Origin of the sequence: Burkholderia sp. 9120 (assembly GCF_000745015.1) — a bacterium.
Classification (GTDB): domain Bacteria; phylum Pseudomonadota; class Gammaproteobacteria; order Burkholderiales; family Burkholderiaceae; genus Paraburkholderia.
Window position 1 is genome coordinate 430,510 of record NZ_JQNA01000001.1, and the last position, 12,198, is coordinate 442,707.

9 protein-coding genes are annotated in these 12,198 nt (G+C 63.7%); 2 read left to right on the plus strand and 7 right to left on the minus strand.

Annotated features, from left to right (window positions below; translation table 11 throughout):
- Positions 1 to 87: 87 nt before the first annotated feature.
- Positions 88 to 1,497, minus strand: a complete 1,410-nt coding sequence (gene gltX / locus FA94_RS01875; RefSeq protein WP_035546254.1) for a glutamate--tRNA ligase — start codon at positions 1,495 to 1,497, stop codon at positions 88 to 90.
- 398 nt (positions 1,498 to 1,895) lie between these two features.
- On the opposite strand from gltX, the gene FA94_RS01880 reads away from it, so the two are divergent.
- Positions 1,896 to 2,855, plus strand: a complete 960-nt coding sequence (locus FA94_RS01880) for a patatin-like phospholipase family protein (RefSeq protein WP_035549072.1) — start codon at positions 1,896 to 1,898, stop codon at positions 2,853 to 2,855.
- Between the two features lie 143 nt (positions 2,856 to 2,998).
- On the opposite strand, the gene FA94_RS01885 is transcribed toward FA94_RS01880, so the two are convergent.
- The 6 genes from FA94_RS01885 to FA94_RS01910 form a co-directional block, all read right to left on the minus strand.
- Entirely contained in the window at positions 2,999 to 3,664 is a 666-nt protein-coding gene (locus FA94_RS01885) for a C40 family peptidase (protein WP_035546255.1), read from the minus strand.
- A 137-nt stretch (positions 3,665 to 3,801) separates the two neighbouring features.
- Positions 3,802 to 5,439: an ABC transporter ATP-binding protein gene (locus FA94_RS01890; RefSeq protein WP_035546257.1), complete on the minus strand. Its 1,638-nt coding sequence runs from the start codon at positions 5,437 to 5,439 to the stop codon at positions 3,802 to 3,804.
- Positions 5,436 to 6,542 carry an ABC transporter permease gene (locus FA94_RS01895; protein ID WP_035546258.1) on the minus strand — a complete coding sequence of 369 codons (1,107 nt, stop codon included), beginning with the start codon at positions 6,540 to 6,542 and terminating at the stop codon, positions 5,436 to 5,438. The genes FA94_RS01890 and FA94_RS01895 overlap by 4 nt, the downstream gene beginning before the upstream one ends.
- The gene (locus FA94_RS01900; protein ID WP_035546260.1) at positions 6,542 to 7,579 is read right to left on the minus strand and encodes a microcin C ABC transporter permease YejB; all 1,038 of its coding nucleotides are present in this window, start codon (positions 7,577 to 7,579) and stop codon (positions 6,542 to 6,544) included. The genes FA94_RS01895 and FA94_RS01900 overlap by 1 nt, the downstream gene beginning before the upstream one ends.
- Before the next feature lie 61 nt (positions 7,580 to 7,640).
- Positions 7,641 to 9,509, minus strand: a complete 1,869-nt coding sequence (locus FA94_RS01905; RefSeq protein ID WP_051980451.1) for an extracellular solute-binding protein — start codon at positions 9,507 to 9,509, stop codon at positions 7,641 to 7,643.
- Positions 9,510 to 9,868: 359 nt separating this feature from the next.
- A complete protein-coding gene (locus tag FA94_RS01910) occupies positions 9,869 to 10,216 on the minus strand; it encodes a hypothetical protein (protein ID WP_035546261.1) in 348 nt (115 codons plus the stop codon).
- A 687-nt stretch (positions 10,217 to 10,903) separates the two neighbouring features.
- On the opposite strand from FA94_RS01910, the gene FA94_RS01915 reads away from it, so the two are divergent.
- A complete protein-coding gene (locus FA94_RS01915) occupies positions 10,904 to 12,184 on the plus strand; it encodes an MFS transporter (RefSeq protein ID WP_035546263.1) in 1,281 nt (426 codons plus the stop codon).
- The last annotated feature ends 14 nt before the right edge of the window (positions 12,185 to 12,198 follow it).

A 12,198-nucleotide genomic window follows, 5' to 3' on the forward strand; every position in this document is an offset into this window, starting at 1 on the left:
TGCGCTTTGTAAAGACCCTTTGAGCAATTGCATGCGACTTTTTTCAGAAGTCGCATGCAAACCCTCTCAAGGTCCGCGCGAACGCGCTTATCCCAGCGCTTTTTCGATACGGCCCACGACGACATCACGGCCAAACAGCATCAACACGCTGTCGATGGACGGCGTATGGGTGGTGCCGGCCACCAGCAGACGCACCGGCATGGCCAGTTGCGGCATCTTCAGCTTGTGCGCGCCGAGCGTGGCCTTCAGCGTGGCGGCGATCGCCTCCCTGGTCCACTCCGCGGTCTTCAGCCCGGCCGCCAGATCGGCCAGTGCCGGACGCACCACGTCGGTGACGTGTTGAGCCAAGGCTTCGGCCTCAGGCGCCGGGGTGCGATAGAACATCGAGGCGTTCTCGGCAATTTCCTTCAACGTCGACGCACGGTCTTTCAGCAAGCCCACCACCGACGTCAGATCCGCGCCCTGCGCCAGCGCGGCTTCGTCGATACCCAGTTCGGCGAAGAACGGCTTGACCAGCTCCGCGAGACGCGCGTTGTCCGCTTCCTTGATGTAGTGCGCGTTCAGCCAGCTCAGCTTGTCGTGGTCGTACTGCGCCGGGGACTTGCCCAGGTGCTCCAGATCGAACCACTCGACGAACTGCTCGCGCGAGAAAATTTCCGCGTCGCCATGCGACCAGCCCAGACGCGCCAGATAGTTGACCACGGCTTCCGGCAGGAACCCGGCGTCGCGATAGGCCATGACGCTCATCGCGCCGTGGCGCTTGCTCATCTTCTCGCCCTGCTCGTTCAGCACGGTCGGCAAGTGCGCGTACACCGGCGGTTCGGCGCCGAGCGCGCGCAGAATGTTGATCTGCCGCGGCGTGTTGTTGACGTGATCGTCGCCGCGAATCACGTGCGTGATACGCATGTCCAGATCGTCGACCACCACGCAGAAGTTGTACATCGGCGTGCCGTCCGGACGCGCGACGACCAGGTCGTCGAGCTCTTCGTTCGATATCTCGATATGCCCCTTCACCGCGTCGTCCCACGCGACCACGCCGGTCAGCGGATTGCGGAAGCGCAGCACCGGTTGCACGCCGGCCGGCGGCTCCGGCAGCACCTTGCCCGGCTCCGGGCGCCACGTGCCGTCGTAGCGCGGCTTTTCGCCCGCTTCACGCTGACGCTCGCGCAATGCGTCGAGTTCTTCCGTGGACATGTAGCACGGGTAGACGAGGCCGGCTTCGCTCATCTGCTGCAGCACTTCGCGATAACGGTCCATGTTCTGCATCTGGTAGAACGGACCTTCGTCGACGTCGAGGCCGAGCCACTGCATGCCGTCGAGAATGGCGTCGACCGCCTCGGTGCTGGAACGCTCGACGTCGGTGTCCTCGATCCGCAGCACGAAGGTCCCTTTCATCTTGCGCGCGAACGCCCACGGATAGAGCGCGGAGCGAATGTTGCCGAGGTGGATGAAGCCGGTGGGACTCGGTGCGAAACGGGTACGAACGGAGGTGGTCATTAGCGGTTACTCGGAAGACAGGCGCCGGCGCCTTGACGGGCCAAACCCGTGAAGCGCGGCAGCGGACCGCGCCCATGCGGCGAACAGACGCCGCGCATGGACACGAAGGAAATAAATACGAGAGCGGAATTATACCTTTGCTCCTCACGTTGCCTGCCCTCGTCCGAATGGCCAACGGCGCGACGACGCGCGCCACCCGAAGCGGCCCTCTGCAACGTTTCATTACCGCGCCGCCGCGCGCCCCACGCTTTGATTTATGATGTGCGCGCGCTGCGACTCGTGATCGAACCACAGCGCATGGAATCGCCGCCGGCGACCCTGTCCGTCTGACTCTACCCGCCTGATCGCGGACCGAGGCCACGCTGTTTGCGTCGCCCGTGCCGTTGCTGGAGAACCCGTTGAAATCCACCCCGCCCCGCCTCGCCCGCCGCAATTTCTCACTGGCCGCCGCTTCCGCCGTGCTGGCCGCCTGCACCACGACCGGCAGCAAGCTCGAGGGCTCGCCGATTACCGCTACGCCGCCCCCCTCCACGCCGCCGCTCGACAAGCCGCAGCGTCCTGTGCGCGTCGCGCTCGCGCTGGGCGGCGGCGCCGCGCGCGGCTTCGCGCACATCGGCGTGATCAAGGCGCTCGAGGCGCGCAACATCAAGGTCGATCTGGTCGCGGGAACGAGCGCCGGTTCGGTGGTCGGCGCGCTGTACGCGTCGGGCATGAACGGCTTCGCGCTCAACAAGCTGGCGCTGACCATGGACGAAGCGTCGATCAGCGACTGGGCCATGCCGTTTCGCACGCGCGGTTTCCTGCAAGGCATCGCCCTGCAGAACTATCTGAACACCACGCTGAACAACCGCCCGATCGAGAAGATGGTCAAGCCGCTCGGCGTGGTCGCCACCGACCTCAACAGCGGCCAGCCGATCCTGTTCCAGCGGGGCAATACGGGCATCGCGGTGCGGGCGTCGTGCAGCGTGCCGTCGATCTTCGAGCCGGTCAAAATCGGCGGCCATGAGTATGTGGACGGCGGCCTGGTGAGCCCGGTGCCGGCGTCGTCCGCGCGCAAAATGGGCGCGGATTTCGTGATCGCCGTGGACATCTCGCAGCGCCCGGAAAGCGGCCAGACCTCCAGCTCGTTCGACGTGCTGATGCAGACCTTCACGATCATGGGCCAGTCGATCAAGGCTTACGAACTCGACAAGTACGCCGACATCGTGATCCGGCCGAATCTGGCCGCCATGAGCGGCAGCGATTTCTCGCAGCGCAACGCGGCGATTCTGGCGGGCGAGGAAGCGGTGGCGAAAATGATGCCGGAGTTGCAACGCAAGCTGGCCGCGGCCCGGCCTGTCGGGCAGGCGATCGGGTAACACGGCGCGGGTCGGGCGGCGCCTTGCCGCCCAGTGGTCGCCCAAACGCCGCCCCAAACCCGCCGCCCAAACGCAAAAAGCCTGCTTCATTCGAAGCAGGCTTTTTTACGAGACCCCAACCACCAAATCAATTCAAAGCAAAATCAGTTGTTTCCGCCAATCGCCGCATTCACACGCTTACGTAGATCCTCGCCGTCCTGGTAGGACGTTTCGATCCGGCGTGCACCGGTGTAGCGCTTTTCCCAGTAGCCGCTATCCATGTCGTCGACGCGGATCGTGCTGCCCGTGGAAGGCGAATGCACGAACTTGTTGTCGCCGATATAGATGCCGACGTGCGAGAAAGAACGGCGCATCGTATTGAAGAACACCAGATCGCCCGGCTTGAGGTCGCTGACGCGGACCTTCTCGCCGACGCGGCTCATTTCTTCCGCACGGCGCGGCAGCGCCATACCGAGCGTGTCCTGGAACACATAGCGGACGAAGCCGCTGCAATCGAGCCCCGAATCCGGCGTATTGCCGCCCCAGCGGTAGCGCACACCGATCATGTTCAGTGCGCCGACCACCACGTCGCCCGCTTTGCCGGCCATGCCGGACAGGAACGATTTGGCGCCGCCGTCGCTATCCGGCGTGCTGGCCTGGGAACTCGGGGAGGACAAAGAATTCGACCCGCTGGGGGTCGAAAGTGAGGCATTCGGATTAAAACTGCTGACTTCGTCGGCGAACGCGCCGGGAGCTGCTGCCATCATGACGCCAATGAACATCCCGGCGACGACGCGCGTGCAAGCCTGGGTAAGGTTTCTGTGCTGCATTGGTCGGTAGTTTTTGCCTAAAAATCAGTGGTCTACGGAAAAAAGTTTGGTCGATACTAGCCAGTAAGTATTCACGTGTCAAAACAAATAGAAAAATACAATCGACACACGCACCCAATTGGTGAAAGGGTGAAAAATCAATGATCAAGCGCTGCTTTCAGCAGCTTTCGAGTGTACGGGTGCGACGGCGTCGCAAAAATCTGCTCAACGTCCCCGCTTTCGACGATCGAACCGTTTTGCATCACCGCGACACGGTGCGCCATGGCCCCGATCACGGCCAGATCATGACTGATGAAAACGAAGCCGAGGTTGTACTTCTGTTGCAACCCGGCGAGTAGTTTCAGCACCTGCTGCTGGATCGACACGTCGAGCGCGCTGGTCGGTTCGTCGAGGATCAGAATGCGCGGTTCGAGCACCAGCGCCCGCGCGATCGCGATCCGTTGCCGCTGGCCGCCCGAGAACTCATGCGGATAGCGGTACAGCACCGTGCGGTCGAGGCCGACTTCGCGCAGCACGGCGACCACCTTGTCGCGCCGCGCTTCCGGCGTCATGGCCGGGCGGTGCAGCGCGAGCCCTTCGCCGACGATCCGCTCGATCGTCTGGCGCGGCGACAGCGAACTGAACGGGTCCTGAAACACCACCTGCATGTTCGAGCGCAACGTGGTCTGTTCCGCGCCGCGATAACTGCCGAGCGCCCTGCCCTGGAATTCGATCTCGCCGTGCGCGGTGCGTTGCAGGCCGAGCAGCGCCATCGCCAGCGTCGATTTGCCCGAGCCGGATTCGCCGACGATCCCCAAGGTCTCGCCCTGGCGCACCGACACGCTGGCCTGCGCGACCGCCCGAAAACGTCCCGTGCGGAACCAGCCGCTGAAACCCGGCAGCTTCGCTTTGAAATCGACCGAGACGTCGCGCGCTTCGAGCAGCACCGGCGAGATCGGCAGCACCGGCACCACCGTGCGCTCGGGTCGGCTCGCGAGCAGCCGCTGGGTGTAGGGATGCTGCGGCGACGCGAACACCTGCTCGACCGGTCCGCTCTCCACCAGCACGCCCTGCTCCATCACCGCGATGCGTTGCGCGAAGTGACGCACCAGGTTCAGATCGTGTGTGATCAGCAGCACGGCCATGCCGCGTTTTTCTGCCTCGTCGCGCTGCAACTCCAGCAGCAGTTCGACGATCTGCGCGCGGATCGTCACGTCGAGCGCGGTGGTCGGTTCGTCGGCGAGCAACAGCCGCGGGCGGCACGCCAGCGCCATCGCGATCATCGCGCGCTGCCGTTGCCCGCCCGACAGTTGATGCGGATAGCTGTTCACCCGCTTGCCCGGCTCCGCGATGCCGGTACGGCCCAGCAGCGCGACGGCGCGCTTGCGGGCCTCGTTGGCCGTGACACCGTCATGCACGACGATGGTTTCCGCAATCTGGTCGCCGACCGTGTAGAGCGGATTGAGCGCCGTCATCGGCTCCTGAAAGATCATCGCGATGTCCGAGCCGCGCAAGCCGCGCATCTCGCGTTCGCTTTTCGCGAGCAGATCCTCGCCGTCGAAACGGATCGCGCCGCTCACCTGCGCGTCGTTCAGCAGACGCAGGATCGACAGCGCGGTCACGCTCTTGCCCGAACCCGATTCGCCGACCAGCGCGACCCGTTCGCCGCGCGCGATCGCGAGCGTGACATCGTTCACCGCGACGGTGTCGCCGAACGTGACATGCAGATGCTCGAGTTCCAGCAGCGGCGGCGTGGCGGCCTGCGCGCCGTTCTGTGTGGCTGGCGTGGCGCTCATTGATTGCCTCCGGCGCGCATCGCATCGGCGATCCGGGTGTCGAGCGCATTGCGCAGCGCGTCGCCCATGAAGGTCAGCAGCAACAGCATCGCGACCAGCACGCCGAAGGTGGACAGCGAGATCCACCACGCGTCGAGATTCGCCTTGCCTTGGGCGAGCAGTTCACCGAGGCTCGGCGTCGGTGACGGCACGCCGAGGCCGAGAAAATCGAGGCTGGTCAGCGCGAGAATCGCGCCGCTCATGCGAAACGGCAGGAACGTGATCACCGGCGTCAGGCTGTTGGGCAACACGTGCCGCCACATGATCTGCCAGCTCGACAACCCCATCGCCCGCCCCGCCCGCACGTAGTCCTGCTGGCGATTGCGCAGAAATTCCGCGCGCACGTAATCGGACAAACCGATCCAGCCGAACAGCGACAGCAGCACGATCAGCAGGAGGAAACCCGGCTCGAAAATCGACGAGAAGATGATCAGCAGATAAAGCTCAGGCATCGCGCTCCAGATTTCGATCAGCCGCTGGCCGACGATATCGATACGCCCGCCGAAGAACCCTTGCACGGCGCCCGCCGCGATGCCCACCACCGTGCCGATCAGCGTCAGCACCAGGCCGAACTCCACCGACACGCGAAAGCCGTACAGCAGCCGTGCGAACACATCGCGGCCGCGGTCGTCGGTGCCGAGCCAGTTATCGCGCGACGGCGGCGCCGGGTTCGGCGCCTTCGAGAAGTAATTCAGCGTGTCGTAGTAATAGCGGTTCGGCGGATACACCGCGAAGTTGCCCGGCGCGTCGAGACGACGCATGACGTACGGATCGAGATAATCCGCGGGCGTCGGAAAGTCGCCGCCGAAGGTGGTCTCGGCGTAGGTCTTGACCATCGGAAAATACAGTTGGCCGTCGTAGCGCACCACCAGCGGTTTATCGTTCGACCACAGCGGGCCGGCGAGGCTCGCCGCGAACGCGACGACGAACACGATCAGGCTCCAGTAGCCCAGGCGCTGCCGGCGAAACCGTTGCCAGACCCGGCGCGCGGGCGAAGGCGAGACGAACGCGCGAGCCGGTTCGGTGCGCGCCGCCGCATCGGTGGAAAGGCGGGCTCGATTCATCAACGCTCCAGTTGTTCGAATTGGATGCGGGGATCGACCCACACATAGCAAAGGTCGGAAATCAGCTTGGTCGCGAGACCGATCAGCGTGAACAGATACAGCGTGCCGAGCACGACCGGATAGTCGCGCCGCACCACCGATTCGTACGACAGCAGGCCAAGACCGTCGAGTGAAAAAAGCGTCTCGATCAGCAGACTGCCGGTGAAGAACGCGCCGATAAACGCCGACGGAAAACCGACAATCAGCGGCAGCAACGCGTTACGAAACACGTGCTTCCACAGCACGCGTCGTTCGGACAGCCCTTTGGCACGCGCGGTCAGCACGTATTGCTTGCGGATCTCGTCGAGGAAGGCGTTCTTGGTCAGCATGGTGACGACCGCGAAGCTGCCCACCACCGAAGCCGTGATCGGCAGCGTGATGTGCCACAGATAGTCGACGATCTTGCCGCCCATGCTCAACTGCGCCCAGTTGTCCGACGTGAGGTTGCGCAGCGGAAACAGTTGCAGGAAGGTGCCGCCGCCGAACAGCACGAGCAGCAGCACGCCCAGCACGAAGCCGGGAATCGCGTAGCCGATCAGCACCACCAGACTCGTCGCGATATCGAACCGCGAGCCGTTGCGCACCGCCTTCGCGATACCCAGCGGCACCGATATCAGGTACGTCAGGAAGAAGGTCCACAAGCCGATGCTGATCGACACCGGCAGCTTCGACACGATCAGCGACCACACGCTTTGATGGCGGAAATAGCTCTGGCCGAGGTCGAAGGTCGAGAAGCGTTTGAGCATCAGGCCATAGCGTTCGAGCGGCGGTTTGTCGAAGCCGTACAGCGCCTTGAGCTGCGCGATCTGCTGCGCGTCGACGCCGGTATGCGCGCGCAGCCCGAATGGCGCGCCGTTTTCCGCGCCCTTGCGCAGCTCGTGCTGCATCTGCTCGACCGGACCGCCGGGGACGAACTGGATCACGACGAAGGTCAGCGTCAGCACGCCGAGCAAGGTCGGAATCATCAGCAACAGGCGTTTGAGGATGTAGCTCCACATGGCGGTATGTCCGGTGCGAATACGGTGAGTGGATCACGCGTCGGCGTGGCGACGTGATCGGCTAGGGCTGCGTTGACGGCGCGGTTTGCGCTGGTTTTTGCGCGTCCGTTTGTGCGGCCGTTTGTGCGGGCTGATACCACCACATCGACGTAATCCAGCCTTCCGCGCCATAGTACAGGGGCAAGGTTTTCGGCCACGCGAGGCCGCGCTTGAACGCCACCCGATGCGTCGCGCTGTACCAATGCGGCACCACGTAGTAGCCATGAATCAGCACACGGTCGAGCGCGTGCGTCGCGTCGAGCAGTTGCTCGCGCGTCTGCGCCTGCACGAGCGCGCGCAGAATCGCGTCGACGGCCGGCGACTTCAGGCCGATCACGTTGTCGGAACCCTGCGTGTCGGCGGCCTTGCTGCCGAAGCGGTCGATCTGCTCCGAACCCGGCACCTGGACGTCGCCCATGCGGATCGTCGTGGTATCGAAATCGAATGCATCGAGCCGCTTCTGATAGACGGCGAAATCCGACACGCGGAACGTCGCCGTAATGCCCAGCTTCTGCAGATTGCGGATGAAGGTCGCGACGATCGGCTCCATCTGCGCGGACGAACCGGAGTCGTCGAGAATCTCGAACTGGAACGGCTCGCCCTTGGCGTTGCGCAACGCGTTGTCGCGGTAGGTCCAGCCCGCCTCCTGCAACAGCGCGCGCGCCTGCAGCAGATTGGCGCGCAACGAGCCCGGCGGATCGGTGTCCGGCTGCTTCGGCGGCAACCCAAACACGGCGGGGTCGAGCTTCGCGCGCCACGGCTCGAGCAGCGCCAGCTCGCCCGGCGACGGCAAGCCCTTGGCCTGCAGATCCGTATTAGCGAAGTAGCTGTCGATGCGCGTGTACTGATTGAAGAACAACTGGCGGTTCAGCCATTGAAAGTCGAGCGCGAGATCGAGCGCCTTGCGCACCCGCACGTCCTGGAACAACGGCCGGCGCAGGTTCAGTATGAAGCCCTGCATGCCGGTGCCGTTATGTTGCGGGAATTCGCGCTTGATCAGCTCGCCGCTGTCGAACTTCTTGCCCACGTCGCGCCGTACCCAATTGCGCGCGACGTATTCGACCAGCGCGTCGTACTCCCCCGCCTTGAACGCTTCGAGCCGCACGGTGCTGTCCAGATACAGCTTGTAGACGATGCGGTCGAAGTTGTTCGTCCCGACTCGTACGGGCAATGTCGCGCCCCAGTAGTTCGGATCGCGTCGGTAGGTAATCGTGCGGCCGCTGTCGTACTGGTCGATCAGATATGGCCCGCTGGCAATCGGCTTTTCGAACGCCATCTGGTCGAACGGGATCCGGCTGCCATCGGGCTTCATGCCCCACTTGCGCGAGAACACCGGCATGCTGCCCGCGAGCAGCGGCAGCTCGCGATTGCGTTGGCGGAACTCGAAGCGGATGGTCTGCGGATCGACCACCACCGCGCGCGTGATCTCGCCGAAATACGATGCGAACTGCGGCGCGGCCTGCGGACTTTTCAGCGTGTCGAGCGAGAACTTGACGTCGTCGGCGGTGACTGGATCGCCGTTCGAAAAGCGCGCGCGCGGATTGATGTGGAAGGTGGTCGACAAGCCGTCGGGGGCGATCGCGATGTCGTCGGCGAGCAGTCCGTAGGCGGACGCGACTTCGTCGCTGCTGCCGATGGTCAGGCTCTCGAAGGTCAGATCCACGCCCGGCGCCGGGTTGCCACGCAGCGTGAACGGATTGAATTTATCGAAGCTCGTGAGGCGGCTCGGGTTGGCCAGCACCAGCGTGCCGCCCTTCGGCGCGTCGGGGTTGACGTAGTCGAAATGCTTGAAGTCCGCCGGGTATTTCGGCTCGCCGTATTGCGCGATTGCGTAGACCGCGTGTGCCGCCGGCGACATCAGCAAACCGCAAAGAGTGAGCACGATGCTCATGGCCGCGACGCATGCCGTGCGCCCTACGCGCAGCGGGCGTGACGCGCCTCGATCCGGCAACGCGAGCGACGATCGATGCGCCATCGGCGGCAAACCAGCACGCGAGAGTTTTTGAATCACGCTGCACCGAAGTGCATGAGGCGTCGGAACTCGGCGCGAGCCAGTTGTCATGGGGGCCTTGACGGTGACGGAACAATTGAAGGGCAATCGCAATGCGAGGGAATTCTACCCAATAAAAGCGCGCCGACCGCAACATCCCGATAACGCACGAGCCAATGAAAAAACCGCCCGAAGGCGGTTTTTCTTTCTACGCCTGGCTCAAGCGCGGCGCGAACCCGGCTTGAAACCGGCGTGAAACCTTAGTGCCAGCCGCGACGATTGTCGTAGTGGTCGCGACCGTAGTCGTAGCGGCCCGGGGGATGACGGCGATACCAGTCATCGCGGCCCCAGTAACGACGGCCGTCCCAGTAGCGGTCGCCATGCCAGCCGATCACGATTGCCGGACCGCCGTAGTACACGGGAGCCGGTTGATACACGACCGGCGGCGGAGGAGGCGGCGGCGGCGCATAGTACGGAGCCGGCGCGACGTACACCGGCGCGGGAATGCCGATATTGACCCCGACGTTAAAGCCACCGGCCATAGCAGCACCTGATGCACCCAACGCGAGAACCCCGATCAGAAGTGGAACAAGACGAGTGGACTTCATGGATCACCCTTTTGATGAATGTGTGTTGTTGGCCGAAATATAGCGCAAGGCTGCGTGCCGCGTATTTCAACTTTGTAATAACTGATGCATAACATCGCAGGCCTCGCGACCTGGTTACGTCTCGTTACATTGGACAAGGTTTTGGTGAAAAACGGCGGCGTTGTAATCGAGTCGCGCGCTGCGTTTTCATCCACGAGCCGGAACAGATGGCAATGGTGTGACTCCATCGCCATGCCCGGCAAATCAGTAGGATGTCGAAGCATATTGGGGGGGGGGTGCGCACCCTCGCCCCCTCGCCCCTCCTCTATCGCTTCCGCGCGCATGCCGGTACGACGACCGCTGTCGCCTGCCCGCCCGCCCAGATCAGATCATCCGTGACCCATCCGCGCACGCCGCCCTCGACCGTCTTCATTCGAAAAACGAACATTCCATGTTCGAAAGAACATCGCCCCAACCTCAAACAGGTCAGCGGTCATCAGACGTCTAAGAAAACATCGCACCGCCGCACCCCTTGTTTTATCGACTATTTCTCACAATTCAAGTGTTAAAACTATGGTTTCCCCTAGTGCCGCTACCGCCATCAAGTGATACGATGACTGACACGAAACGAAGAAAAATGTTCGAATTCGAGCACGCCAGCCCGATCAACGACCAAGCCGGCGTACATCCTGGGTACGGAGACAGATTTTGAAAACAATCATAGGTTTGCGCTGGTGGATCATCGCCCTCGTGTGTATGGGGACGATCGTCAACTATCTGTCGCGCAACGCGCTCGGCGTGATGGCGCCCGAGTTGATGAAGCTGCTGCACATGAGCACGCAGCAATATTCCTACGTGGTCGGCGCGTTCCAGGTCGGCTACACGATCATGCAGCCGATCTGCGGACTGATCATCGACCTGATCGGCTTGCGACTCGGCTTCGCGCTGTTCGCCTGCCTGTGGTCGCTCACCGGCGTGCTGCACGGCTTCGTCGGCAGCTGGCTGTCGCTCGCGGCGTTGCGCGGCTTGATGGGCCTGAGTGAAGCGGTGGCGATTCCCGCCGGCATGAAGGTGGTCGCCGAGTGGTTTCCCAATCGCGAGAAATCGGTCGCGGTCGGTTATTTCAACGCGGGCACCTCGCTCGGCTCGCTGCTCGCGCCGCCGCTCGTCGTGTTCCTGTCGCTGCGCTACGGCTGGCAGAGCGCCTTCGCGGTGACCGGCGCGCTCGGCTTTGTGTGGGCCGCCGCGTGGTATCTGCTGTACCGCTCGCCGAGCGATCATCCGCGCATCGGCCAGGCGGAGCGTGAAACGATCGTCAGCGGCCAGACGCCGGCCACGACCCAGCGCCGTAGCATCCGCGAAGTGCTGCGCACGCGCCGCTTCTGGGCGATCGCGCAGGCACGCTTCTTCGCCGAACCGGCCTGGCAGACGTTCAGCTTCTGGATTCCGCTGTACCTCGCCACCCAGCGTCATATGGATCTGAAGCAGATCGCGCTGTTCGCGTGGCTGCCCTTTCTCGCCGCCGACCTCGGCGGTCTGTTCGGCGGTTATCTGTCGCCGTTCCTGATGAAGCATCTGCGCGTGCCGCTGGTCTGGTCGCGAATCGCGGGCGTCGTGCTCGGCGCGTTCATGATGCTCGGGCCGGCGTGCATCGGCCTCGTCGCGTCGCCGTATGAAGCGATCGCGCTGTTCTGCGTGGGCGGCTTCGCGCACCAGATGATCTCGGCGCTCGTCAACACGCTCGCCGCCGATGTCTTCGACCCCAGCGAAGTCGGCACCGTCGCCGGTTTCGCCGGCATGTCCGCGTGGATCGGTGGCCTCGGCTTCTCGCTGCTGGTCGGCGCGCTGGCCGACAAGATCGGCTACACCCCGCTATTCGGCGCCCTCGGCGCTTTCGACCTGATCGGCGCGACGTTGCTGATCATTCTGATGCGCGGCGTGTCCAGCGACGCGCGTCCGCGGCATGCCGACACCGGCGCTCCCGCCTGACCTCACTCGACGAC